Annotated in this window: 21 protein-coding genes; 11 read left to right on the forward strand and 10 right to left on the reverse strand. The window is 61.6% G+C overall.

Features of this window, described 5'->3' with window-relative positions; genetic code table 11:
- Window positions 1–109 precede the first annotated feature (109 nt).
- The gene (locus tag Q1A52_RS14455; protein WP_300016653.1) at window positions 110–1,393 is read left to right on the forward strand and encodes a DUF3422 family protein; all 1,284 of its coding nucleotides are present in this window, start codon (window positions 110–112) and stop codon (window positions 1,391–1,393) included.
- A gap of 231 nt (window positions 1,394–1,624) precedes the next feature.
- Here the strand turns inward: Q1A52_RS14455 and Q1A52_RS14460 are convergent, their stop codons facing one another.
- From Q1A52_RS14460 to Q1A52_RS14470, 3 genes are all read right to left on the reverse strand, one after another.
- Window positions 1,625–2,617, reverse strand: coding sequence for an ABC transporter permease (locus Q1A52_RS14460; RefSeq protein ID WP_300016656.1), 993 nt, complete (start codon window positions 2,615–2,617; stop codon window positions 1,625–1,627).
- Window positions 2,610–3,617 (reverse strand): ABC transporter permease, encoded by a 1,008-nt coding sequence (locus tag Q1A52_RS14465; protein WP_300016659.1) that lies wholly within the window; start codon window positions 3,615–3,617, stop codon window positions 2,610–2,612. Before Q1A52_RS14465 ends, Q1A52_RS14460 begins: the two co-directional genes overlap by 8 nt.
- 120 nt (window positions 3,618–3,737) lie before the next feature.
- Window positions 3,738–5,459, reverse strand: a complete 1,722-nt coding sequence (locus Q1A52_RS14470) for a peptide ABC transporter substrate-binding protein (protein WP_300016662.1) — start codon at window positions 5,457–5,459, stop codon at window positions 3,738–3,740.
- Between the two features lie 275 nt (window positions 5,460–5,734).
- On the opposite strand from Q1A52_RS14470, the gene Q1A52_RS14475 reads away from it, so the two are divergent.
- From Q1A52_RS14475 to Q1A52_RS14490, 4 genes are all read left to right on the forward strand, one after another.
- Window positions 5,735–7,672: an ABC transporter ATP-binding protein gene (locus tag Q1A52_RS14475; protein WP_300016664.1), complete on the forward strand. Its 1,938-nt coding sequence runs from the start codon at window positions 5,735–5,737 to the stop codon at window positions 7,670–7,672.
- Window positions 7,665–8,828, forward strand: coding sequence for an acetylornithine deacetylase (gene argE / locus Q1A52_RS14480; RefSeq protein WP_300016667.1), 1,164 nt, complete (start codon window positions 7,665–7,667; stop codon window positions 8,826–8,828). The genes Q1A52_RS14475 and argE overlap by 8 nt, the downstream gene beginning before the upstream one ends.
- Window positions 8,829–8,919: 91 nt before the next feature.
- Window positions 8,920–10,263 carry an FAD-binding oxidoreductase gene (locus Q1A52_RS14485; protein ID WP_300016670.1) on the forward strand — a complete coding sequence of 448 codons (1,344 nt, stop codon included), beginning with the start codon at window positions 8,920–8,922 and terminating at the stop codon, window positions 10,261–10,263.
- Window positions 10,264–10,448: 185 nt separating this feature from the next.
- On the forward strand, window positions 10,449–11,615 hold the full coding sequence (locus Q1A52_RS14490; protein WP_300016673.1) for a M20 aminoacylase family protein: 1,167 nt from the start codon (window positions 10,449–10,451) through the stop codon (window positions 11,613–11,615).
- Between the two features lie 21 nt (window positions 11,616–11,636).
- On the opposite strand, the gene Q1A52_RS14495 is transcribed toward Q1A52_RS14490, so the two are convergent.
- Genes Q1A52_RS14495 through moaA form a run of 3 tightly spaced genes read right to left on the reverse strand, consistent with a single transcriptional unit; the run spans window position 11,637 to window position 15,015 of the window.
- The gene (locus Q1A52_RS14495; protein ID WP_300016676.1) at window positions 11,637–12,704 is read right to left on the reverse strand and encodes a glycosyltransferase family 4 protein; all 1,068 of its coding nucleotides are present in this window, start codon (window positions 12,702–12,704) and stop codon (window positions 11,637–11,639) included.
- The gene (locus tag Q1A52_RS14500) at window positions 12,704–13,999 is read right to left on the reverse strand and encodes a 3-deoxy-D-manno-octulosonic acid transferase (protein WP_300016679.1); all 1,296 of its coding nucleotides are present in this window, start codon (window positions 13,997–13,999) and stop codon (window positions 12,704–12,706) included. The genes Q1A52_RS14495 and Q1A52_RS14500 overlap by 1 nt, the downstream gene beginning before the upstream one ends.
- Window positions 14,000–14,007: 8 nt before the next feature.
- Window positions 14,008–15,015 carry a GTP 3',8-cyclase MoaA gene (gene moaA, locus Q1A52_RS14505; RefSeq protein ID WP_300016682.1) on the reverse strand — a complete coding sequence of 336 codons (1,008 nt, stop codon included), beginning with the start codon at window positions 15,013–15,015 and terminating at the stop codon, window positions 14,008–14,010.
- A gap of 84 nt (window positions 15,016–15,099) precedes the next feature.
- Between moaA and Q1A52_RS14510 the strand changes: the two genes are divergently transcribed.
- Window positions 15,100–15,585: a hypothetical protein gene (locus Q1A52_RS14510; protein ID WP_300016685.1), complete on the forward strand. Its 486-nt coding sequence runs from the start codon at window positions 15,100–15,102 to the stop codon at window positions 15,583–15,585.
- 2 nt (window positions 15,586–15,587) lie between these two features.
- On the opposite strand, the gene Q1A52_RS14515 is transcribed toward Q1A52_RS14510, so the two are convergent.
- From Q1A52_RS14515 to glmU, 3 genes are read right to left on the reverse strand one after another with little or no spacing between them, the layout of a single operon-like run.
- Window positions 15,588–16,142, reverse strand: a complete 555-nt coding sequence (locus Q1A52_RS14515; protein ID WP_300016688.1) for a pyridoxamine 5'-phosphate oxidase family protein — start codon at window positions 16,140–16,142, stop codon at window positions 15,588–15,590.
- Between the two features lie 3 nt (window positions 16,143–16,145).
- Window positions 16,146–17,966: a glutamine--fructose-6-phosphate transaminase (isomerizing) gene (glmS, locus tag Q1A52_RS14520; protein WP_300016691.1), complete on the reverse strand. Its 1,821-nt coding sequence runs from the start codon at window positions 17,964–17,966 to the stop codon at window positions 16,146–16,148.
- A gap of 2 nt (window positions 17,967–17,968) precedes the next feature.
- Complete coding sequence (gene glmU, locus Q1A52_RS14525) at window positions 17,969–19,324, reverse strand: bifunctional UDP-N-acetylglucosamine diphosphorylase/glucosamine-1-phosphate N-acetyltransferase GlmU (protein WP_300016694.1); 1,356 nt, start codon at window positions 19,322–19,324, stop codon at window positions 17,969–17,971.
- 138 nt (window positions 19,325–19,462) lie between these two features.
- Here glmU and Q1A52_RS14530 point away from each other — a divergent pair, with 138 nt between their 5' ends.
- From Q1A52_RS14530 to Q1A52_RS14540, 3 genes are all read left to right on the forward strand, one after another.
- Window positions 19,463–20,128, forward strand: coding sequence for an HAD-IA family hydrolase (locus tag Q1A52_RS14530; protein WP_300016697.1), 666 nt, complete (start codon window positions 19,463–19,465; stop codon window positions 20,126–20,128).
- A 48-nt stretch (window positions 20,129–20,176) separates the two neighbouring features.
- Complete coding sequence (locus Q1A52_RS14535) at window positions 20,177–21,385, forward strand: aminotransferase class I/II-fold pyridoxal phosphate-dependent enzyme (RefSeq protein WP_300016700.1); 1,209 nt, start codon at window positions 20,177–20,179, stop codon at window positions 21,383–21,385.
- A 92-nt stretch (window positions 21,386–21,477) separates the two neighbouring features.
- Window positions 21,478–22,641 carry an isovaleryl-CoA dehydrogenase gene (locus tag Q1A52_RS14540; protein ID WP_300016703.1) on the forward strand — a complete coding sequence of 388 codons (1,164 nt, stop codon included), beginning with the start codon at window positions 21,478–21,480 and terminating at the stop codon, window positions 22,639–22,641.
- 46 nt (window positions 22,642–22,687) lie between these two features.
- Here Q1A52_RS14540 and Q1A52_RS14545 read toward each other — a convergent pair whose 3' ends face one another.
- On the reverse strand, window positions 22,688–23,293 hold the full coding sequence (locus tag Q1A52_RS14545; RefSeq protein ID WP_300016706.1) for an OmpW family outer membrane protein: 606 nt from the start codon (window positions 23,291–23,293) through the stop codon (window positions 22,688–22,690).
- Window positions 23,294–23,493: 200 nt separating this feature from the next.
- Between Q1A52_RS14545 and Q1A52_RS14550 the strand changes: the two genes are divergently transcribed.
- Both Q1A52_RS14550 and Q1A52_RS14555 read left to right on the forward strand, forming a co-directional pair.
- Window positions 23,494–23,811, forward strand: coding sequence for a hypothetical protein (locus Q1A52_RS14550; RefSeq protein WP_300016709.1), 318 nt, complete (start codon window positions 23,494–23,496; stop codon window positions 23,809–23,811).
- A 40-nt stretch (window positions 23,812–23,851) separates the two neighbouring features.
- On the forward strand, window positions 23,852–25,456 hold the full coding sequence (locus Q1A52_RS14555) for a carboxyl transferase domain-containing protein (RefSeq protein WP_300016712.1): 1,605 nt from the start codon (window positions 23,852–23,854) through the stop codon (window positions 25,454–25,456).
- Window positions 25,457–25,534 lie beyond the last annotated feature (78 nt).

A 25,534-nucleotide genomic window follows, 5' to 3' on the forward strand; every position in this document is an offset into this window, starting at 1 on the left:
CCATCCATGTATACGATTGTACTCGGTTAACACCTTGAAAAATATTCATAAAATAATTTGACATCGCGTGGTCGGGCATTATGCCTTGGGGGTGAAACTGGAGCGAACCATGTCATCGATTTCTGATCATCCCTTGCGCTACAAACTGGCGAACGAGCTGCACGCGCGGCCTTTTCCATCGATGAAGGCGCCCTGTTCCGCGGCCTATGTTGCGATCAAGCAGCCTAAGGATGCTGTGAGCCGGGACCGTGCGCAGGATCTGGCGCATTTGACGGCGTTGCTGGATCGGCATGGTGCGCCGCATCCGCAACCGGGGGCGACGCACTACTATGGCCAGATCGGGAAATACTGGCTGAAGTGGGAGCAGCACACGGAGTTTGTGACCTACACCGCCTTTTCCGAAGGGGCGGTGGCGCGACCGTTTGACCCGGCTGAATTCGATGTCTTTCCGTCGGACTGGCTGGAGAGCGCGCCAGGTCAACGGATGACGTCCATCCTGCTCAACATCGTGCCGAGGCCTGCGGAGGATGCGGCTGTGACCGGTTCGTTGGATGAGTGGTTTGTCTCGGAGAGCTTGGCAGCGTCGGAGGTGCTGGACGGTGCGGCGATCATGGCCGGGGATTTCAGGATCGATTTGAACGGTCATTTGCGCTTTGCGGTTTTTGCCGGGGCGGAGACCGGCGCGCGGCGCATTGGCCGGATTGTGCAGCGTCTGTGCGAGATCGAGACGTATAAGACCATGTCGATGCTCGGGTTTGCGCGGGTGCGGGCATTGCAGCCGGGGTTGAACGAGCTTGATACCAAGCTGACGGGGCTGATGGGAACGATGAGTGATGAGCGTGCGTCTGCGGAGGAGACGTTGCACGATCTGCTCAGCATTTCGGCGGAGTTGGAGACGCTGTCGGCGCGGTCATCGTTTCGGTTCGGGGCGACGGGGGCCTATGAGGCGTTGGTGGACCAGAGGATTGCGGCGCTGCGCGAAGAACGGTTTCAGGGGCGGCAGCAGTTCGGTGAGTTCATGATGCGGCGCTATGCACCGGCGATGCGCACGGTGCATTCGGCGGAGGCGCGGCTGGAGGCCATGTCGAGCCGGTCGATCCGGGCGTCGAACCTGCTCAGGACACGGGTGGATGTCGAGCGGTCGGCCCAGAACCAGACGCTCCTGGAGAGCATGGACAAACGGTCCGATCTGCAGTTGCGCTTGCAGCGCACGGTTGAGGGGTTGTCTGTCGTGGCGATCAGTTATTACGCCGTGTCGTTGGTGGGGTATCTGCTTTATCCGCTGACGCAGGCCACGGGGCTGAGCAAGGGGATGCTGACGGCGCTGGCGACTGTGCCGGTGGTGTTGCTGGTGTGGTGGATGGTTCGGCGGCTAAGGAAGAGTGTGGAATAGGTCGATCTTTTCGCAGAAAAGTCGACCAAAGGGACAGAGCGCAAATCCGCAGGATTTTTGCGGAGTCCCGAACGGTTTCAGTATTCACAGGACAGCGGGACGGCGCTCTTTCTGCTTGCGCGAAAGACGCCCCGCCCGCCGTCCCATGTCTGGTATCCGGAATTGAGACGGGGTGCCGGACTCCGCCAAAACCCTGCGGATTTGCGCTCTGTCCGCACGCGGATCCGCGGTCTATCGACCGCGAATCCGGGGGTCCAGGGCATCTCGCAGCCCGTCACCGAGATAGTTCACCGAGAGCACCGTGAGCGAGATCAGAATGCCGGGCAGCATCACACGTTCGGGGAATTCCTCCATGCGCGGCACCGCGTCCGACAGCAGCTTGCCCCAGGTGGGGAAATCCGATGGGAAACCGACGCCCAGAAAGCTCAGCGCGCTTTCGGTGATGATCGCTGTGGCCAGGCCCAGCGTGGCGGAGACCATGATGGGGGAAACCACGTTGGGCAGCAGGTGTCGCCGGATGATCTTGAACGGCGTGGTGCCGATGGAGCGGGCAGCGAGGATGAATTCGCGCTCCTTCAGGGCCAGAACCTCGCCACGTACGATGCGGGCGGTCTGCATCCAGGAGGTGATGCCAATGACGCCGACAATGAGGATGAACATGCCCGTTTCGGGCCCGAAACTTGCCCTGAGCGGCTGGCGGAAGAGGGTCACGGCGACCAGCAGGAGCGGCAGGATGGGTAAGGACAGAAACAGATCCGTCAGGCGCATGAGCGGTCCGTCAAGCCGCCGGAAATACCCGGCAGAGACGCCCACCGCCGTGCCGATGAAAAGCGCCAGGATCATCGCCGTCCAGCCCACGGCCATCGACGCACGCCCACCGGCGATCAGTGTCGCGAGGATATCGCGGCCGAGGTTATCGGAGCCCAGTGGTTTGGCCCAGCTGGTGCGCGCATCCCCGTCCCAGAGCAGGGTGTAGAGTGGGCGCATGTCCTTGTTGCGGATGTCCAGTTGCTTGGCATCGACCTGCCAGATCAGCGGCCCGATCAGAACAGCCAGCGTGATGAAGAGCAGGAAACCGCCCCCGATCAGCGCGCCTTTGTGCTTGCGGAACTGGTCCCAGACATCACGCCACTGGCTGCGGGGTTCCTTGGGCGGTTCCTTGTCCTTGAGGGCGCCGTACATCTCGATCTCGGCGGCTGCGGCATTCACATTTTGATCAGTCATAGCGAATCCTCGGATCCAGAATACCGTAGAGCACGTCCGCAATCAGGTTGAAGAGCACGATGAGGATGGCGAAGATGAAGGTCAGCGTCATCACCATCGGCAGGTCATTGGCAAAGAGGGCCGTCAGCAACAGTTGCCCGATGCCGTTTACCTTGAAGAGTGTTTCGGTGATGATGGCGCCGCCGAAGATCGACGGGATGCCGAGGGCGATCACGGTGACGATTGGGATCATTGAGTTACGCAACACGTGGACCAATACCACAACGCTTTCCTTGAGGCCCTTGGCGCGGGCGGTGCGCACATAGTCCTGGTTGAGGTTGTCGAGCATGGAGGCGCGCATGAAGCGGCTGATCTGTGCCGTGGTCTGCAGGGCGAGCACCATGACGGGCATGACCATCTGCTGCAGCTGAATTTTGAAGCTGGCCCAGTCGGTGACCACATGGGTGGTGTCATAGATCGACGGGAACCAGCCGAGATTGACCGAAAAGATGACAATGACCAGCACGCCGGAGAAGAAGGGTGGGATAGAGAACCCGATCATCGACACGAAGGTGCCCGCCTGATCGAAGAGCGAGTATTGCTTGTAGGCGGAGTAAACACCAATGGGCAGGGCGATCAGGATGCCCACCACGTAGGACATGCCCACGACCCAGAGCGTCTGCGGCATGCGCTGGACCACGATGTCCATCACGGGCGAGCGGGTCTGCCAGGAGATCACGCGCAGCTTGCCCTCGGCCAGCCCGGTGCCGAACCAGTGGTCGATCAGCACCTGCGGCTCAATCCAGAAGAACTGGACCAGCCACTTCCAGTATTGCACGTGGATTGGCGCACCAAGCCCAAGGGCATCGCGCATCTTTTGTTTCACATCGGGAGGAACTGTAAGAGGCACCTGGGCCATCGGGTCGCCCGGAGCCAGTTGCAACAGCAGGAAGATCACGACGCTGATGAACAGCAAGGTCGGGATCGACAGAAACAGCCGTCGGATGGTGTATGTCAGCATGCGCTACGCCTTTATGCGTCAGTCTTGTTATTGTCTGGAAACAGACGGCTTTTGATCAAGGCCGCAATAGGTACCTGGGGGACGGGGCGCAAGAATTAATGCGCCCCGCCACATTTCTCATCAGTTGCCGATGCGGTACCAGTCGGCGACATTCCAAAGCTCGGAATCCCATGTGTTCAGGATCACGCCACCCAGAGAGTTGGAGCGTGCCGATACCCGGCCACGGTCCACCAATGGCACGATTGTCATGGTTTCCTTGGTGATGATATCGTTCAGCCGTTTGCCGATCTCACCGCGCTTGTCGAGTTCGCCGGTGCGGGCCAGCTCATCGAGCAGCGCATCGTATTCCTCGTTGCAGAAGCGGTTGATGTTCTCACCCTGCCACTGGCTCGACGGTTTGGGCTCGAACCCGCAGCGATAGCCGGACAGGTAAGACTGCGGATCGGTACCGTCGAAGTTGTTGGCGTACATTTCAACGTCCGCATAGAACTTCTGGAACGTATCCGGGCTGCCGGGATCACCGCCGAAGAAGACCGAGGCGTCGATGTTGCGCAGTTCGGTTTCGATGCCGATCTGGTTCCACCAGTCCTTGATCAGCGCCTGGAAATCCTGACGCACGGCATTGGTCGATGTCTGGTAGAGGATCGACAGCTTAACGCCATCCTTGTCGCGGACACCATCACCGTCACTGTCCACCCACCCGGCTTCGTCCAGCAGCGCGCGGGCGCCGTCGAGATCCTGCGTCAGGCATTCTGTGTTGTCCGAGGCGTAGAGTGCCGGGGCAGGGACCAGATTACAGGTCGGGCGACCCGCCTGACCATACCCGATCTCGACCAGCAGTTCGCGGTCAATGGCCATGGACAGCGCTTTGCGCACTTTGAAATCCGACAGGAAAGGGTGCGGATGCGCGACGGTGGAGCGTTCACCTTCGGGCAGATCCGGCGACGGGTTCGTCAGGTTCATTTCCAGACGTTCCACCAATGTGCCAAAGGCCGAAATCGGCTCGCCCTTGCCGGCTTCTGCCATTTTCGCCAACACGTCGGGCGCAAGTTGCAGGTTCCACGCATAGTCGAATTCGCCGGTCTCCAGGACCGCGCGGCCGGCGGCTGTGGCATCACCGCCGCCCTTTAGGGTCACGCTGGCAAAGGCCGGTTTGTTGGGATCGCGGAAATTGGGGTTCGCTTCCAGCTGGATCACGTCATTGGGGCGGAAATCCGCGACCACGAAGGGTCCTGTCCCAATCGGATTGAAGTTCGCCTCGGTGCACTCTGGCGCCTTGGCGCCGAGGCAATCCGCGAATTGCGCTTTTTGAATGATTGGCGAGGTGCCGCCGGTGAACGGACCGTAAGGGTTCGGCTTGGCGTCGACGAAATTGACCTTGACCGTCAGGTCATCGATCACCTCGACACTGTCAACGCCGTCGAACTTGCCCGCATAGGCGCAACCGCCTTCGGGGTGCATGCAGTACTCGGCGGTGAACGCAATATCCGCAGAGGTGACGGGGCTGCCGTCGGACCAGATCAGGCCTTCGGTCAGCTTCCATGTGATGGACTTGAGGTCAGAGCTGACACCGCCATTCTCAACCGTCGGGATTTCGTCAACCAGCCAGGGGGTCAGCGTGCCGTTTTCGTCGTAGCGCGCGAGGGGTTCGATCACAAGCGACGCTGCTTCGAGATCCTTGGTGCCGCCGGACAGGTAAGGCGTCATGATCGACGGGGCCTGCCAGTAAAGAATGCTGACCTGACCGTCTCTGCCACGCTCGCCTTCGTGACCATCTGCATAGACAGCAGGTGCGAAAGCGGTTGTTGCGATTGCCCCCATCAATAGGGTTCTGATTTTCATTTTATACTCCATGTTGGACACGTGAATGCCTTTGCACGCCTCGTTTTTTACATGCGCGCAGCGGTGCTGACCGGGAGCAGTGCGCCTGCACTGGCCTAACGTTGCGGAAAGACGCAATTTTTGAGCCGAACCCCGGATGCATGTGACCATCGAAGCATCTTTTGTGGAAAAAGCAACCCTTGTGATGGATGACTTTGTGGCAACTGCCGCGGACGGGTTTGACACCGCCCGCTGGATGGCTTTAGCGTCCTGCAACAACGACAATAGGGGCGGCAATGCTGGATCAGGATCAACAGAGCGCTGGGCTGCAGCCAATCGCGCAGCTCAAGGGGTTGCGTGTTGAATTTCAGACCAAGGATGGTCCCGTGGTGGGCGTGGAGGATGTCTCTTTCGACATCGATCCCGGCGAGACCGTTTGCGTGGTTGGCGAAAGCGGCTCGGGCAAGTCTGTATCTTCGTTGTCGCTGATGCGATTAGTGGAGTTCGGCGGCGGCGAGATCACCGGCGGGCAGCTGCTGTTTGACCGGCCCGGCACGGATGATGTTGATCTCGCCAAAACTGATCCGGAGATGATGCGCTCCATTCGCGGCAACGAAATCGGTATGATCTTTCAGGAGCCGATGACCGCGCTGAACCCGGTGTTTACGGTCGGGCGACAGCTGACCGAGGGGCTGCGTTTGCACAAGAAGATGGGCAAATCCGAGGCCCGCCAACGGGCGCTGGAGCTGCTGCGCGAGGTGCGTATCCCGGAACCCGAACGACGGCTCGACCAATATCCACACGAGCTTTCAGGTGGCATGCGTCAGCGGGTCGTGATCGCCATGGCGCTGGCCTGCAAGCCGCGCCTGCTGATCGCGGATGAGCCGACAACGGCGCTTGACGTGACCATTCAGGCGGAGATCCTGGCCCTGATGGACCGGCTCAAACGGGAGACCGGCACGGCGGTGATGTTCATCACCCACGACATGGCCGTGGTGGCGCAGATGGCCGACCGCGTGGTGGTCATGTTCCGCGGCAACAAGGTCGAGGAAGGGCCGGTCGCCGAGATTTTCGAAAACCCGCAGCATCCCTATACAAAGGCGCTGCTGGCTGCGGTGCCAAAACTGGGCGAGATGCGCGGCAAGGCCTATCCCGAACCGATGAAGCTGCTCGGGACACAAGGCGACGAGATCAAGCCGATCAAGGGCACGGATGAGGTCCTGCTGAGCGTCAAGAACCTGACCACGCGCTTCCCGGTCAAGGGCGGCTTCTTTCGCCGCACGGTTGCGAATGTGCACGCTGTCGAGGATCTGTCCTTTACGCTGAACAGGGGTCAAACCCTCAGCCTTGTAGGCGAAAGCGGCTGTGGCAAGTCGACGGCGGGACGGTCGATTTTGCGGCTGGTCGATCCGCTCTCGGGCGAGATCAATCTCGATGGCGTCGATGTCATGGCGCTGGACCAGACGCAGCTGCGCAAGGCGCGGCTTGATATGCAGATGATCTTTCAGGATCCCTTTGCGTCGCTGAACCCGCAGATGCAGTTGAGCGATCAGGTGGCCGAACCGATCCACAATTTCGGCACGCTCAAAGGGCAGGAGGTGCAGGACCGCGTGGCAATGCTCTTTGACCGGGTGGAACTGCCGCGCAGCTTCATGCGCCGGTTCCCGCATGAGCTTTCGGGCGGCCAACGCCAACGCGTGGCCATCGCGCGCGCCCTGGCGTTAAACCCCAAGTTGATTATCGCCGATGAGGCAGTGTCTGCGCTCGATGTCTCCGTGCAGGCGCAAGTGCTGAACCTGATGCTGGAATTGCAGGCGGAGCTTGGCCTTTCCTTTCTTTTCATCAGCCACGATATGGCGGTGGTGGAACGGGTGAGCCATCAGGTGGGCGTCATGTACCTGGGCCGGATCGTGGAGCTGGGACCGCGCGCGCGGGTGTTCGAAAATCCGCAACATGCCTATACGCAGGCGCTGATGAAGGCCGTGCCCATCGCCGATCCGCGCCAGCGCAAGGATGAGCGGGACCTGAATTTCAAACCGATCCCGTCCCCCATCCATCCCGCCGACTACGTGCCCGAACCATCGCGATATGATGAAGTTGAGCCCGGCCATTTCGTTCTGCAAGGCGATTGGGGCGGCTACAAACGCGACGCGGCTCTGGTGCGGACCGAAAACAAGCTGCGCGAAGGACAGGATGCCCCGGAAGACCTGAGCGGACGTCGCCTTTATGACTGAAAGACTGAGCCCGCTGGCGTTGATGACACAGCTCGTCCGCTTTCCCACCGTCAGCCGGGACAGCAATCTGCCCCTGATCGACTGGGTCGAAAACTATCTGGCAGACCATGGCATTTCCGCCCACCGCTACACCGACCCTGATGAGCCCAAGGCCGCGCTCTTTGCCCATGTTGGCCCCTGGGAAGAGGGCGCCGTTGTGCTGTCCGGTCACACGGATGTGGTGCCGGTGGACGGCCAGCCCTGGGACACTGACCCCTTTGATGTGGTGCAAAAGGATGGCCGCTATTTCGGGCGCGGCACCTGCGATATGAAAGGCTTCGACGCCCTTGCGCTCTGGGCCGTGGTCGAGGCGCATCACGCAGGGATCAAGCGTCCCTTGCAGATTGCATTGAGCTTTGATGAAGAGATCGGCTGCACCGGGGCGCCGCCGATGATTGCGGCGATGCAGCCGGTGCTGCCCAAGGGCGCGTCGGTGATCGTGGGCGAACCGTCGTCCATGCGCGTGGTCTCCGGTCACAAGGGTGGGACGGGCTTTGACACCCATGTGCAGGGGTTTGAAGTGCATAGTTCGTTGCTGGATCGCGGTGTGAACGCCATCATGTTCGGCGCGAAACTGATCGACTGGGCCAACCAGATGAACGCCATCAATCAGGCGGCAGAGCCCGATGATCTGGCCGCGATGTTCGATCCGCCCTTCACCACGCTGCATGTGGGGCAGATTTCGGGCGGCACCGCGCATAACATCACGGCCAAGGATTGCCACTTTGCCATGGATTTCCGCGTGGTGCCGGGTGAGGACAAGAGCGCATGGGAAGCCCGCTACCGTGCACGCGTGGCCGAGGTCGAAGCCGAGATGCAGGCGATTGTCCCGGACACACGGATCACAATTTCGCCGCGTTTTGACGTGCCCGCCTTGCAACCGGAACAGGATGGTGCGGCAGAAAATCTCGTCCGCGGCGTCACCGGCGACAACGCCAGCAACGTGGTCAGCTATGGCACTGAGGCCGGACAGTTTCAGGAGGCCGGGTATTCGGCGGTGATCTGCGGTCCGGGTGACATTGCACAGGCGCACCAGCCCAATGAGTTCATCTCGGTGGTGGACTTTGAGGCAGGACACGGCTTTATGCAGCGTCTCGTCGACCGCCTGCGGCAATGATCTACAGGAGTTCCGGACCGCTCCCCTTACGTCCGGCAGGTAGGGTGGGCTTCAGGCCACCCGGATCGCGCGATGGGGACAGTCTGCGGTGATGTCCTTTCCGATCTCTGAACAGACATCTGTTCGTTTCTCTGACCCGCTGCCCGCGGAGGCAGACGTGGTGGTGATCGGCGGCGGTGTCATTGGTGTCTGCACGGCGCTTTTTCTGGCGCGTGCCGGGCAATCGACTGTCCTGCTCGAAAAAGGCCGGATCGCCGGGGAACAATCCAGCCGCAACTGGGGGTGGATCCGCCAACAAGGCCGCGACCCCGACGAGCTTCCCATCATGGTGGAGGCCAATCAGCACTGGCGCAAACTCGCCACGCAGACCAACCGGGACATCGGCCTGACGCAGGGCGGCGTCACCTATCTGGCCGACAATGACGCGCAGATGGCGCGCTACGCCGACTGGCTGCCGGTTGCGCAGGCGCGGGGTGTCGACACACGCCTGCTGACCGCCGCTGAGACCCGCGCATTGCTGCCCGACACTGGTAAATCCTACGCAGGTGCCCTGCACACGGCCTCTGACATGCGTGCAGAACCATGGGTCGCCGTACCGGCGCTCGCGGAAATTGCTGCGCGTGCGGGCGCGCAGATCCGCGAGGGCTGCGCTGTGCGATGCCTCGATCTCGCGGCGGGGCGTGTGGCGGGTGTTGTCACCGAAGCCGGACGCATCGCCACGTCGGAGGTGGTTCTGGCGGGGGGCGCTTGGTCATCGCTCTTCCTGCGCAACCACGGCGTCGCCCTGCCACAGCTCTCTGTGCGGGCGACGGTTGCAAAAACGACCGAACTGCCCGCCGTGGCAGCGGGCGGTGTGGCGGACAACCGGATTGCCTTCCGTCACCGCGCGGATGGCGGCTACACGCTGGCCCCCGGCGGGTTCCACGAGCTGTTCCTCGGGTGGGACGCTTTGCGCGCCCTGCCGAAATTCCTCACCCAATTGCGGGCCGATCCCTTTGGCACCCGTTTCCTGCCCACGGCGCCCAAAGGGTATCCGGATGCCTGGGGTACAGCGCGCCGCTGGTCCGGTGACGCGCCAAGCCCTTTCGAGAACCAGCGGGTGCTGAACCCCCAACCAAACACCGCGAAGGTCCGCGATCTGAAGCGGAAATTTGCGACGCTCTTTCCGCAGCTCCCTCACTTCGATATCTCGCATGCCTGGGCGGGGATGATCGATACGATGCCTGATGTCGTGCCCGTCGTGGACCGCATTTCCGCACTGCCGGGCCTGACGCTGGGCACGGGGATGAGCGGCCATGGCTTCGGCATCGGCCCCGCCATGGGCCGCATTCTTGCAGATATGGTGATGGGCAATCCGCCGGGTCATGATCTGACCCGGTTCCGGTTGGATCGCTTCACCGATGGCACGCCGATGGTGCTTGGACCGGCGCTGTAATGCTGCTGACGCATGCGTACTCAGCTTCGGGTTGAAGCCGCCGGGCAGAGGATTAAGATAGCTGCAAGGGGCCAGAATCGTTCAGAGTTCCCGGTGCAGATCAAGGCAGTCGTGTCTGTTTCAGATCGACATTCGACAGCGACATCAGCCCGGACGGCCCGTGTCACTTCAAGGAGAGATATCCGATGCCCGTGAAAAACCGCTTCGCCGAATTGCACGATGAAATCACCGAATGGCGCCGCGACCTGCATGCACATCCGGAGCTGCTCTTTGACACCCATCGCACCGCGGCGTTGGTTGCGGAAAAGCTTGCCGCATTCGGCTGTGACGAGGTTGTTCCCGGGATCGGGCGCACGGGTGTTGTCGGGGTGATCAAGGGAAAATCGGACACTTCGGGCAAGGTCATCGGGTTGCGCGCGGACATGGATGCGTTGCCAATTCTGGAACAGACAGGTGTGGAATACGCCTCCAAGACCCCCGGAGCCATGCATGCCTGCGGGCACGACGGGCACACCGCGATGTTGCTGGGGGCCGCGAAATATCTGGCTGAGACGCGCAACTTTGATGGTACCGCCGTCGTGATCTTTCAGCCAGCAGAAGAGGGCGGCGGCGGTGGGCGCGAGATGTGCGACGATGGCATGATGGCGCGGTTTGGTATTCAGGAAGTCTATGGCATGCACAACTGGCCGGGCCGCCCGATGGGCAGTTTTGCCATTCGTCCCGGTGCCTTCTTCGCGGCCACGGATATCTTCGAGATCGAGGTTGAGGGCCTTGGTGGGCACGCGGCGAAACCGCATGAGACCATCGACACGACCGTGGTGGCCAGCCACATTGTCATTGCCGCACAAACCATTGCCAGCCGCAATGCTGATCCAGTGGATCAGATTGTCGTTTCGGTCACCTCTTTCGAGACCTCTTCCAAGGCCTTCAACGTCATTCCGCAGCGCGTGACCCTCAAGGGTACCGTGCGCACGTTGTCGGATGAGATGCGCGACCTTGCAGAGATGCGCCTGAAAAAAATTGCCGAAGGTGTGGCCGAGAGTTTTGGGGCTCAGGCACAGGTGGACTACACGCGCAACTATCCGGTGATGGTCAACCACCCCGAGCAGACGGAATTTGCGGCCGCCGTCGCAGCATCGGTCGCCGGGGTGTGTGAAGACGCGCCACTGGTCATGGGCGGAGAAGACTTTGCCTTCATGCTTGAAGAGCGCCCCGGCGCCTATATTCTGGTTGGCAACGGCGACAGCGCGGCGGTGCATCACCCCGAATACAACTTCAACGACGACACCATCCCGGCTGGCTGTAGCTGGTGGGCGGAAATTGTGGAACAGCGTCTTCCTGCCGCAGGCTAAGCTCCAGCGCTCGGCGGTGCGTCAGGCGGCGAGCAGGGCGCGATATACCGCGATAATGGCGGCGGCTTCCTGTTCGATCCGGAAATGGTCCAGCACGTTCTGCCGCGCTGCCTTCGACATGGTATCCAGTGCTTGGGGATCGGACAGCATACGACTGACGCGCTCGGCAATGGCGGCGGCGTCTTCGATGTCGACCAGATAGCCGGTTTCCCCTTCGACAATCAGCTCCTCAAAGGCGCCGACCTTTGTCGCGACAACCGGTGCCCCACAGGACATGGCCTCAAGCGGGGTCAGGCCAAAACCCTCCCAGCGCTGCGGCGCGACATAGAGGTCAAGCGCTTGAAAGTGCTGGGAAAGATCGGCAATCGGTACTTCGTCCCGGAAAAGGATGCGCTCCGTCAGACCGGCGGCGGCGACCTCCTCTTTGAGGGACTTGAGAAAATCCTGATGCTCCGCCGTGGCCCGGCCCATGATCAAAGCCTTGCCCTGCGGATGGCTTTTGAAGACCTCCACCATCGCGGTGACAAAAAGGTCATTGCCCTTTTGGTGCCGGATACGCCCGAAACAGCCGATCAGCGGGCCCTCTTCGGGCAGGTCTAGCGACCGGCGCAGGGCGGCACGGTCCGCCACGGGGGCGAATTGCTCACAATCCACGCCATGCCTGATCACGGTGGCCGGGCGTTCAAGATAGCTGGCGGATTTGGCAGATGTCGCGATCACATCGTCCATCTGCCGGATGAGACAGCGCGTGAAGCCGGTGTGACGCCGCTGCGCCGCCGAGGTAAAGAGCAGTTTCAGACGCTTTGCCCCGAGATACTTCAACGCCAGACCGGCCACCATTTCCACGTTGCGGCGCGCATGCCAGACCCGCGCGCCGGAAGGCCCGGACCGGGGCAGCGACAGCAGGCGGGCGGGGGCGATGTTGGGCACTTCAGGCGGCAGATCGGGCGCCGAGGCGGTGATCGCGATATCCTGCGCCTGCAAGGGCACCAGACGGATCACCGTCGATGTCACGCCGGAATGACGGCGTTTGAAATTCGGGGCAATCACCTCGATGTCGCGCAAGGGCAACGGGGCAGGCGGCGTCATCAGGCGTCATCCTCCAGCTTGAGCATGTGGACAAGGCGGGCGGCAATGCTGCCAAGCGCCTCGGATTTGCCTTTTACAATGGTTGCTGCGGCCTGCAAGGCATCTGCGCGGGCGGCCTGATCCCTTAACAGGGTATCGACCCCTTGCGCCAAAGCATGGGCGTCAGGAACGGTTTTCGCGGCCCCTGCCGCTTCCATATCGGCAAAGGTTTCCGCAAAGTTGGTCACATGTGGGCCGGTGAACACCGCGGCCCCGGCCTCGACGACTTCGAACGGGTTATGTCCACCGATGGGCAGCAGAGAGCCACCCAGAAATGCCGTGTCCGTCAGGGCGTACCAATTGCCCAGCTCCCCCAGCGTGTCGGCGAGATAGACGGCTTCGCCCGCGCGGGGCCAGGCACCCTCCGAGCGCACTGCAAAGCTGAGGTCGCTTTGCCGGATCAGGTCGATCACCGCGTTACTGCGATCAGGATGGCGGGGCACGAGGATCAGCATGAGATCGGGATGATCCGCCAGCAAGGTCTTGTGCGCCGCCAGAACGATCTGCTCTTCCCCTGGGTGTGTAGAGGCAGCAACCCAAACGGGTCTTCCCTTGAGGGCGGCGCGTGCCTGCGCCAGCACCGCCGGATCGGTAGGCAGCGGAGCAGAGAGAGATTTGAGGTTGATGCCGCGTGCTACCCGATCCGCAGGCGCATGCATATCCACCATCGCCTGCGCCATTTCGTCATTCTGCGTCAGGATCAGATCAAAGACCTGCAGGATATAGGCGGCCAACTCCGGGCGGCGTGCCCAGGCCGCGCGGGATTTGGCGCTGAGCCGCGCGTTCACCAACGCCATGGGGGTGCCGCGCTCGTGCGTCATCCGCAGCATGCGGGGCCAGAGCTCGCTTTCCACAAAAACCGCGGCATCCGGGCGCCAGTGTCCCAGAAACCGGCTCAGCGGCCCCTTGGCATCCAGCGGCGCGAACTGGTGTACGGTGCGGGGGGGCATACGGGCGGCCACCAGTTCCGCGGAAGTTGGCGTGCCCGAGGTGATCAGGAAATGTGCGCGCGGCAACAGTTCGCCCATCCGGGTGATCAGAGCCAGCACCGACAGGCTTTCGCCAACGGAGGCCGCGTGAAACCAGATCAACGGCCCGCTGCCCGAGCGCGGCTGGCTTGCATGCCCCATTTTCTCATGGGCGCGCAGGGCGGAAATGCCTTGCTTGCGCAGCTTGCGGATTTCAGCCCAGGCGGCAAAGGGGGCAAGCAGCACCGTCGCCGCCACGTAAAGATGAAAGAGCGGCGGCGCGCGCATGGACGTATTCAGCCGCCTGTATGGCTCATGTGGCGTGGCATCTGCCCATCCAGCCGCTGACGCGAATAGTCGAAATCATGCCCCTTGGGCTTGAGGGCAATCGCCGCGCGGATCGCGTCTTCCAACGGACCGTCGTTATCCGGATGTGCGCGTAGGGGGGCACGCAGGTCGGCGGCGTCTTCCTGTCCGAGGCACATGAAAATCTCGCCGGTGCAGGTCACGCGCACCCGGTTGCAGCTTTCGCAGAAATTGTGGCTGAGCGGGGTGATGAAGCCGATCTTCTGCCCGGTCTCTTCCAGCCGCACGTAGCGCGCGGGGCCGCCGGTGCGTTCCGCCAGATCGGTCACGGTGTAATGTTCCGCATAGCGCGCGCGGACATCTTTCAGCGACCAGTACTGCTCCAGCCGGTCTTCATTCCCGATATCCCCCATGGGCATGACCTCGATCCAGGTCAGGTCGATATCGCGTTTGGCGCACCAGTCAGTGATGTAGGGCAGTTCGTCCTCGTTGAACCCTTTCAGGGCGACCGCGTTCAGTTTCACCCGCAGCCCGGCAGCCTGAGCCGCATCGATCCCGCGCAACACCTGTGGCAGGCGGCCCCAGCGGGTGATTTCCGCAAATTTCGTCTCATCCAGCGTATCAAGCGAGACATTCACCCGGCGGACACCCGCCGCATAAAGATCGGTGGCAAAGCGCTCCAGCTGACTGCCGTTGGTGGTCAGCGTCAGCTCTTTCAGCGTGCCCGCTTCCAAATGTCGTGACATGCCCTGGAAGAAAGTCAGAATGCCCTTGCGCACCAAAGGCTCCCCCCCGGTGATCCGCAGCTTTTCCACGCCAAGCCCTATGAAGGTGGAACACAGGCGATCAAGTTCTTCCAGCGTCAGCAACTCCTTTTTCGGCAGGAAGGTCATGTTCTCGGACATGCAGTAGACACATCGGAAGTCACACCGGTCTGTGACGGACACCCGAAGGTAGGTGATGGCGCGGGCAAAGGGATCAATCAATGGGACTGTCATATCTTTATAGGTAATCCTCCCGGGCAGGCGCAGCAAGAGGTTAACGCCATTGATGCTGAATGGCGGCTATGGTTTAGAGAGAGCATGTCCCGCATCCTTTCATTTCGTCTGACTGCCCTTGCCGTCGTGCTGAGCCTGTCGGCCTGTGCGCAGCTGAACCAGATTAACTTGGCTTTGGGGGGTGGTGATCTGTTGGAAGAACCCGCCGTCTCTGCGCCTGCACAGACGCAGGCCATTCCGACCGGTTCCGCACGGACAGCCGAAGCGTTGGACCAGTCGACGGCCGAGGAGCGCGTGGCCGCCACCCGATCACGCGGGGCGGGCCGGGCGTTGGGGCAAACCGTGGCCTCCCTCGGCAGCCCATCCGAGCCCGGATTTTGGTTGAAGACGCCCCTTGTAAGCGCTCAATCGGCCGGACGGGTGAGAAATCCGGCAACCGGCAAATCCGTCGCCGTCACGCTGATCCCGATTGAGGGGCCTGCAACCGCCGGCAGCCGCATGTCCCTCTCTGCAATGCGGGCGCTGGAGGTCAGCCTTGCCGATCTCGTCACCGTGGACGTCAGCTCGTAACCTCAGTCGCTGCCCTGCGCCAGAATATGCGTGGGCGCGCCGTCAATCGTGGTCTGATTGCGCGTCTCCCAATAGTCGGAGATACCCTCGGCACCCCGGTCGTCCGCCCACTTGCTGAGCACGTCGCGCTCGCCCTTGTGCTCCATGAAGGGTACGGCGTAGCCGCAGCTGGTTTGGACCAGATCCACCGCAACATCGTAAATCTGTCGCGCGCCGGGTGAGGCTGGAAACAGCGCATTCAACGCGTCAAATTCCGTATCCCTGGGGTGCAGAGTTTTGGCGCTGCCGTAACAGCGCAGGATCATCGGTTTAGTTTCAAACCCGCACCACATCAGAGTCATCCGGTTGATTTGCGCCAGATGACCGGCGGTTTCGTTCCCGGAGCCTGTGAGGTTGCGCCAGACAATGCGGTTGAGGCTCAGCACCCGCAGGCTGTCCATGCCTTTGGGGGAAATATTGACCCGACCTTCCGGCGCGGCAGAGCCCACGAAGAACATGTGCTGGGCATCGATAAAGCGGATCAACGCGTCGCTCAGCGCATCAAACTGCTTAGCCATGGGTCATTCCACCGTGACGGATTTGGCAAGGTTGCGGGGCTGGTCCACATCCGTGCCCTTGGCCACAGCGGTGTGATAGGCCAGCAGCTGCGCCGGGATCGCATAGAGGATCGGCGTCATGATGTCGGGCACCGTGGGCAGTTCGATGGTGGCAAAGGTGCCTTCGCCAGCCTCCTCAATCCCCTGCCTGTCGGAGATAAGGATCACGCGGCCCTTGCGGGCGATGACCTCCTGCATGTTGCTGACGGTCTTGTCGAAAAGCGCATCGCGGGGTGCCATTACAACGACCGGCACATATTTGTCGACAAGGGCGATGGGGCCGTGTTTGAGTTCGCCCGAAGCATAAGCCTCTGCGTGTATGTAGCTGATTTCTTTTAGTTTAAGCGCGCCCTCAAGGGCCAGCGGGAACATCATGCCGCGTCCCAGAAACAGTACATCACGTGCTTCGGCTATTTTGAGCGCGGCCTTTTGCATTGCTTTGTTCGCTTCCAACGCGGTCGAGAGCATGCTGGGCATGCCGCGCAGGGCCGACAGGTGATCGGCCAGCGTTTCGGCGTCGATTTCACCGCGATCCCGCGCGGCCTTGAGCGCCAGAATGAGCAGTACCGCAAGCTGGCAGCTGAACGCCTTGGTGGAAGCGACGCCGACCTCGACCCCGGCATGGATCGGCAGCACCAGATCACTTTCCCGCGCGATGGAGCTTTCCGGCACGTTCACCACAGAGACGATGCGGTCTGCTTTACCTTCGCAATACCGCAGAGCCGCCAACGTGTCAGCGGTTTCACCCGACTGGCTGACAAAAAGCGCGGTAGTACGCGCCGGCACGGGCGGTTCGCGATAGCGGAATTCGGAGGCGACATCGACGTCAACCGGCAGGCGCGCGATCTGTTCAAACCAGTATTTTGCCGTGAGGCAGGCATAGGAGGCGGTGCCACAGGCAACCATCGTCAGACGGTCCACCTTTGAGAAATCCATGCCGGGGTCGGGCAGGGTAATCTCGCCGTTCGCATCCAGGTAGTTCCCGAGCGCTTGCCCCATAACCGTCGGCTGCTCGGCAATTTCTTTGGCCATGAAGTGTTTGTGGCCTGCCTTGTCGATCCGTGTATCCCCGATTTGCACGGTTTTGACAGGACGATTGGCCAGTGTGCCATGCGCGTCGCGAATTTCGACACCGGTGCGTGTTATGATGGCGCGGTCGCCCTCTTCAAGATAGCTGATGCGGTCGGTAAGCGGTGCCAGCGCAATTGCATCCGAACCCACGAACATCTCGCCGTCGCCATGACCAATGGCCAGCGGCGAGCCCTTCCGTGCTGCCACGATCAGGTCGTCCTCACCCGAAAACAGGAAGGCGAGGGCAAAAGCGCCGGTCAGGCGATCCAGCGTCTTGCTGGCTGCTTCGACCGGGTCCGAGCCTTCCGTCATGTAGTGTTCGGTCATCAAAGCAATGGTTTCGGTGTCCGTTTGCGTCACGAACTCAACGCCATGCTCGGCCAGTTCCGCCCGCAATTCGCGGAAATTCTCGATGATCCCGTTATGTACCACGGCGACGCGGCCTGCCTGATGCGGATGCGCATTGACGACGGTGGGTGCGCCATGTGTCGCCCACCGCGTGTGACCAATGCCCGACTTTCCGGTCAGCGGTTCATGTACCAGCAAGTCCGAAAGATTAACCAGCTTGCCGACAGCGCGACGCCGGTCGAGAATGCCGTCTTCGACCGTGGCAATCCCGGCACTGTCATAGCCGCGGTATTCGAGCCGTTTTAGTGCTTCCACCAGAATGGGCGCTACTTCATGACTGCCCAGGACCCCTACAATTCCACACATTTTCAGCTGCCTCTTTGCAGTTTGGCTTTCTTGGCCTTTAAGATATCGAACAATTTCGTTGCCATGCCGGGTTTCTCGACCTGCGGCGCGCGGGCGATGGCCAGCGCATCGGCCTCCACATCCGAGGTGATGACCGATCCGCTGCCCGTCATGGCACGGTCTCCGATCGACACCGGAGCGACCAGCATTGTGTTGGAGCCGATAAAGACATTGTCGCCGATCTCGGTCCGGTGTTTCAGAACGCCGTCATAGTTGCAGGTGATCGTGCCCGCGCCGACGTTGGTCTGCGCCCCAAGCGTGGCATCCCCGATGTAGCTGAGGTGATTGACCTTGGTGCCTTCGCCGATCTGCGCGTTCTTGATCTCGACGAAATTGCCGACCCGCACGTTCTCGCTGAGCTCGGCACCGGGGCGCAGCCGGGCATATGGCCCCACAACCGCGCCACGGGCCACGTGGCAGCCTTCGAGATGCGAAAACGCCCGGATGGTCGCGCCTGATTCTACGGTGACGCCGGGACCAAAGACGACATTTGGCTCAATGACCGTGTCGCGCCCGATCACGGTGTCAAAGGCGAAATGCACGGTATCGGGTGCGGGCAGGGTCACACCATCTGTTAAAGCCTTGGTACGCGCACGGGCCTGGTACCCGGCTTCGGCGGCTGCCAGATCGGTGCGGCTGTCGATGCCAAGCGTTTCGGTTTCATCGCATTTGACCGCCGTCACGGAGAGGCCCCGCGCGTTGGCCAGCGCCACAACCTCCGTCAGATAGTATTCACCTGACGCATTGTCATTGCCCACTTCCGCAATTAGTTCGAAGAGGAGTTTCGCATCGCATCGCAGCAACCCGCTGTTGGTAAAGCGAATGGCGCGCTCCTCTTCGGTGGCATCCTTGTACTCGACTATACGCTCCAGCCGGTCACCCCGCATGATCAGGCGCCCGTACCGCGGTTGCACTTCGGCGATATCAAATCCGAGCACAACGATGTCGTGTTCTGCCCGGGCGGCGAGCATGCGCTCGAGGGTTTCCGCCTGCAAAAACGGAGTGTCGCCAAAGAGTACCGCAACATCACCGTCGAAGCCTTCGAGTACCGCGCGCGCCTGATCCACGGCATGTGCGGTCCCCAACTGTTCAGACTGCAACACGATCTCGACGGATGCATCGTGGCTGAGTGCGGCACGCCGCACCCGGTCAGCACCATGCCCCGCGACAATGACGGTTTTTTCGGGCATCAGGCGCGCGCCTGCGTGCATCGCATGGATCAAAAGCGGCGCCCCTGCGAGCGGGTGGAGGACCTTGGGCAGGTCCGAGTTCATCCGGGTGCCTTTGCCTGCGGCGAGGATGACCAAAGCGGTTTTCATGTCGTTTCTCTTTGTGTTCTGCTTCGGCCCTGTTTATCCGTCTGGCGCAGCGGCGCAAGCCACGCAGGCATCAAAGAAGGTTGCGGCTTGCAACATGTCTGGGCGGTCATTCGCCCAAGGATGAGGCGGAGAACGGGCATGAAAACTGTTATTTTCGATCTGGATGGGACTTTGGCCGACACCAGTGGCGACCTGATTGCGGCGGCCAATCACTGTTTCCGGGCCATGGGTGAAGGCGATGTGCTGGACCCCGATGCTGATGCGGGCACGGCCCTGCGCGGCGGGCGGGCGATGCTGCGTGCCGGGCTGACGCGTCTTGGTCGCGAGGAAATGGAACCGACAATTGATCACTACTATCCCCATTTGCTGGAGGCCTATGGTGCGGCCATCGACGTCCACACGCAGGTCTATCCGCGGGCAATGGAGGCGGTTGAGCGATTGAAAACCGGCGGCTATGGCGTTGGCATCTGCACCAACAAGCCTGAGGGCCTTGCGGAGGCGTTGCTGCAAAAGCTGGGCGTGAGGGATGCCTTTGCCTCGCTGGTCGGCGCTGACACCTTGTCTGTGCGCAAACCGGATCCGGCGCCGCTCTATGAGGCGGTGCGGCGCGCCGGGGGAGAACCTGCGCTTTCGGTGCTGATCGGCGATTCAGATACCGACAGAAACACAGCGCGGGCGGCGCAGGTGCCTTGTGTGCTGGTCACCTTTGGCCCGGCGGGGGGCGATATGGCGGCATTGGAACCGGAAGGCCTGCTGGCGGATTACGCCGATCTGCCGCAGATGGTGGACCGTCTGCTGGCTTGACCGGGGCCGGGGCCATCGGCAAAGCTGCAATCAACCAAGGGGTGTCAGATGACAGAGATTTTCAAGGGCAGCTTCACCCAGCAGGAGCCCATTCCCGAAGCCGGTATCGAGGCGGCGCTCACGGTGCTGCGCCATGGTCGGCTGCACCGCTACAACACCTCCGCCGAAGAGATCAGCGAAACGGCCCTGTTGGAACAGGAGTTCGCCGCAGCCGTTGGTGCCAAATACTGCCTGGCCGTGGCCTCGGGCGGGTATGCTATGGCCACGGCCCTGCGCGCGCTGGGCGTGCAGCCCGGCGATCCGGTGCTGTCGAATGCCTTCACGCTGGCCCCGGTGCCAGGGGCCATCGCCGCCCAGGGGGCCAAGCCGGTGTTTGTCGGCGTGACCGAAGCCCTGACCATTGATCTGGATGATCTGCGGGCCAAGGCGGGGCAGGCGAAGGTGCTGCTGCTCAGCCACATGCGCGGTCATATCTGCGACATGGAGGCGCTGGTGGCGATCTGTGACGCAGCTGGCATCAAGGTGATCGAGGATTGCGCGCATACGATGGGTGCGGCGTGGAACGGGGTTCCGTCAGGGCAGCACGGTCTGGTCGGTTGCTATTCCTGCCAAACCTACAAACATGTCAATTCCGGCGAGGGCGGGTTTCTGGTGACGGATGATTCAGAGGTGGCCGCCCGCGCGGTGATGCTGTCCGGCTCCTATATGCTCTATGAACGCCATCTGGCGGCCCCGCCGAAAGAAGCCTTTGAGACCATCCGCTATGAAACGCCGAACATCTCGGGCCGGATGGACAACCTGCGCGCGGCAATCCTGCGGCCGCAGGTGGCTGATCTGGCAACGCAATGTGCCCGGTGGAACGATCGGTATTACCGGTTGGAGGCCGGGCTGCGGGGTACGCCGGGGCTGACCGTCATCGACCGGCCCGAAGAGGAAACGATTGTCGGATCCTCCATCCAGTTCCTGCTGCTCGACTGGGCCGCCGATGATGTGCGTCGGGTTCTGGCCCGCTGCGCGGATCGCGGGGTGGAACTGAAGTGGTTCGGCGCGCCGGAGCCTTTGGGCTTTACCAGCCGCTACGACAGCTGGCGCTATGCCGAGACACCGCAGATGCCCGATTCCGACCGGGTACTGGCGGGGATCGTGGACATGCGCGTGCCCCTGACGTTCTCTCTGGAGGACTGTGACCTGATTGCGCGGATCATCCGGGCAGAGGTCGGCGCGGTCTATCAGACGCAATCGACTGCGGCCGAGTAACACGCACGGGGCGGCGTGTTATCTTGACCAATCAGGGGGCATGTGTCATTTATGAACGCGTGTTCAATAAATTCTGACGGGAGGGCGGCGCGATGTTTATGGCAACCATGGCTTTCGATCTGGGCGAGGACGTGGGTGCGCTGCGCGACGTGGTGCACCGTTGGGCGCAGGACCGCGTCAAGCCGATGGCAGCAGATATCGACGAGAAAAACACTTTTCCCCCGGAGCTTTGGCCGGAGATGGGGGAGCTGGGGCTGCTTGGCATTACCGTCGATGAAGAGTTTGGCGGGGCGGGCATGTCCTATCTGGCCCACACCGTTGCTATTGAGGAAATCGCCCGCGCCAGCGCGTCGGTGTCGCTGTCTTATGGCGCACATTCCAATCTTTGCGTGAACCAGATCAAGCTGAATGGCACGCAGGAGCAAAAACAGAAATACCTTCCGGACCTGATTTCCGGGACGCATGTGGGTGCGCTGGCAATGTCCGAAGCGGGCGCGGGATCGGACGTGGTTTCGATGAAGCTGCGCGCTGAGAAGCGCAACGACCACTACCGGTTGAACGGTACCAAATACTGGATCACCAACGGTCCGGACGCGGATACGCTGGTGGTCTATGCCAAGACCGACCCGGAGGCGGGCAGCAAAGGCATAACCGCCTTCATCATCGAAAAGGAGATGACCGGGTTTTCCACGAGCCCGCATTTCGACAAGCTGGGCATGCGCGGGTCGAATACCGCCGAGTTGATCTTTGAGGATGTCGAGGTGCCTTTCGAGAATGTGCTCGGCGAGGAGGGCAAAGGCGTGCGCGTGCTGATGTCAGGCCTCGACTACGAACGGGTTGTGCTGGCGGGCATTGGCACCGGCATCATGGCGGCCTGCCTCGATGCGATCATGCCGTACCTCTCCGAGCGCAAGCAGTTCGGCCAACCCATCGGGAATTTCCAGCTGATGCAGGGCAAGATCGCCGATATGTACACGGCGATGAACTCCGCGCGTGCCTATGTCTATGAGGTGGCCAAGGCTTGTGACCGCGGGGATGTAACCCGTCAGGATGCGGCGGCCTGCTGTCTTTACGCCTCGGAGGAGGCAATGAAACAGGCGCATCAGGCCGTGCAGGCCATGGGCGGCGCGGGGTTTTTGAACGATAGCCCCGTGGCGCGGCTCTTCCGGGATGCGAAGCTGATGGAAATCGGCGCAGGCACTTCTGAAATCAGGCGCATGCTTGTGGGCCGCGAGTTAATGGCGGCGATGGGCTGACCCAATGGGGGAAATCGGATCAACCCTTTTGCGTGCCTCCTGTGCGTCAGAACCTGTGGACGTAGGCCACACCAAAGAGGAAGGGGTCAATCTCGGCAGTGCCGATGGATGCACCGTTGAGAGTGGCGTCAGTGTCGATGTCAAACCACCGAACGTTCAGCCGCAAGGACCCTGCATCGCTGATCTGGTAATCGACGCCGGCCTGCAGCGAGACACCCCAGGAATCATCCAGTTCGAGGGTGCCCAACGGGGATTCCTCTTCGAAGAAAGTGGTGTAGTTGATCCCCGCGCCAACATAGGGTTTCCACTTGCTTGCATTGGGGAAGTGATAGTTGACAGACAGGGTGGGCGGCAGATGCTTGGTGCTGCCAGCCGCGCCGATGCCGGCAATCGAGATGTCATGCTCGAACGGGGTCGCCGCCAGCAACTCGAGTCCCAGATTGTCGCGGATGAAGTATTCGAAGGTGAAGGTAAAGCTGACATCGTCATCGATGTCCGCCTCGCCGCCAGCAAGGGTGCCATTGCCGGATTTCGGGTTCACGGTGGCGACACCAACACCGATTGTCCAATCGCCTTGAGATTGCGCCAGCGCGGGGCCTGTGACAAGCGCCAGCGCGCTGGTCAGGAGGAGGGCTTTGATGGTGATCTTCATGATCTTTCTCTTTCCGTTTTTGAATTCTGGCCCCTGATGCGCCGGACCCGACGTGTGGGCATTGATGCAGATCAAGAGAGTGCGAAGACGGGCTGTGCAAAATTGCCGCAGGTGCGAAGAGCCGTTCGGAAACCGGTTCTGAGGATCTGCAAAAGTGATGCGGCGGAAGGTGCAAAACGGCCCTTCGGTCCCTGGCGCTGATGCCGCGATGGTTATGGTTTACCCCTCTGGCCCTGCTGGTGGTTGCTGTTGCGATCTGGGCATTTCGGCTTGGGTGGATCGCCGTCACCATTTCGGAATCCGACGTAATCAATACCTACGCACAGCGCTATCTGGAGGAGGCCGGTTCTACGGCGCTTCTGACCGACTGCACCGGTTTGCCGGGCACGGGCGAGGGTGTCTGGATCATCGTCCGATGCACGCAGGCGGGACGACAGTTCGACTATCCGGTAGACCGTTTTGGGCGGTTGCTGGACATGCCAGACGGGAGGACGCAACCCGGCGTCCCCCAGACATGAAAATGCCGCGCGGGCGAGGTCCTGCGATGAAGGAGGTTCCATGAAACTGACATCACAGGCTTTGCCCGCCTCGGAAGGCTTCCAGGCCAATCGGTCCGCTCATCTGGCGGCATTGGAGGAGATCGCCGAGGCGGCCGGCGCAGCTGCATTGGGAGGTGGGGAGCGGTCCCGCGCGCGCCACGTAAGCCGGGGCAAGATGCTGCCGCGCGAGCGGGTGGCGAACCTGCTCGATCCCGGCAGCCCGTTTCTCGAAGTGGGGGCGACGGCGGCGCATGGGCTTTACGATGGCGCGGCGCCTTGCGCCGGGGTGATCGCCGGTGTTGGTCAAGTGCAGGGGCAAGAGGTCATGGTGGTCTGCAACGATGCCACCGTGAAGGGCGGCACCTATTACCCGATGACGGTGAAAAAACACCTGCGGGCGCAGGAGATCGCGCAAGATAACCATTTGCCCTGTATTTACCTCGTCGATAGCGGCGGGGCCAACCTGCCCAATCAGGATGAGGTCTTCCCTGATCGCGATCACTTTGGCCGTATCTTCTACAATCAGGCGCGGATGTCGGCGCTGGGTATCCCGCAGATTGCCGTGGTCATGGGGTCCTGCACGGCGGGCGGCGCTTACGTGCCCGCCATGTCCGATGTGACGATCATTGTGCGTGATCAGGGCACGATTTTCCTCGCCGGGCCGCCGCTGGTGAAGGCGGCGACGGGTGAAGTCGTCAGCGCCGAGGACTTGGGCGGTGGCGATGTGCACACACGTCTCAGCGGTGTGGCGGACTATCTGGCAGAGGATGACGCACATGCACTGGCGCTGGCACGGCGGGCATTAGTCTCGCTGAACCGCGGCAAGCCCGCAACGGTGCAATGGGAAAGCCCCGAAGAGCCCGCCTACGAGCCCGAGGAAATCCTGGGCGTGGTGCCCGCCGATCTGCGCACGCCTTACGATATCCGCGAGGTGATTGCGCGGCTGGTGGACGGCTCGCGGTTCGATGAGTTCAAACCGCGTTTCGGCGAAACCCTCGTGACCGGATTTGCACATCTCAAGGGCTGCCCCATCGGGATCATCGCAAACAACGGTGTGCTCTTTTCGGAGGCCGCCCAGAAGGGTGCGCATTTTGTTGAACTCTGCTCACAGCGCGCGATCCCTCTGGTTTTCCTGCAGAACATCACCGGCTTCATGGTCGGTCGCAAATATGAAAACGAGGGGATTGCGCGGCATGGGGCCAAGATGGTCACGGCTGTGGCGTCGACCAATGTACCGAAAGTAACCATGCTGGTGGGTGGCTCCTTCGGCGCAGGCAACTACGGCATGGCCGGGCGCGCTTATTCTCCACGCTTCATGTGGACCTGGCCCAACAGCCGCATTTCGGTCATGGGCGGGCCGCAGGCTGCAGGCGTTCTGGCCACGGTCAAACGGGATGCGATCGAACGCGCGGGCGAGAGCTGGTCTGCCGAAGACGAGGCCGCCTTTAAACAACCGACCATTGATATGTTCGAGCGCCAGAGCCACCCGCTCTACGCTTCCGCGCGGCTTTGGGATGACGGCGTGATCGACCCGCGCAAGAGCCGAGATGTCCTCTTCCTGTCGCTATCCGCAGCGCTCAATGCTCCGATAGAGGAGACGCGGTTTGGCGTCTTCCGGATGTGAGGTGGCCCGTGGCAGATGCAGAGCACAGATCCACGGTAGCTGCTCATCAGAGCGGCGCGAAGAGGCACGGTGGCACAT

The organism is uncultured Roseobacter sp. (genome assembly GCF_947488185.1).
In the GTDB taxonomy this organism is placed as follows: Bacteria; Pseudomonadota; Alphaproteobacteria; order Rhodobacterales; family Rhodobacteraceae; genus Roseobacter.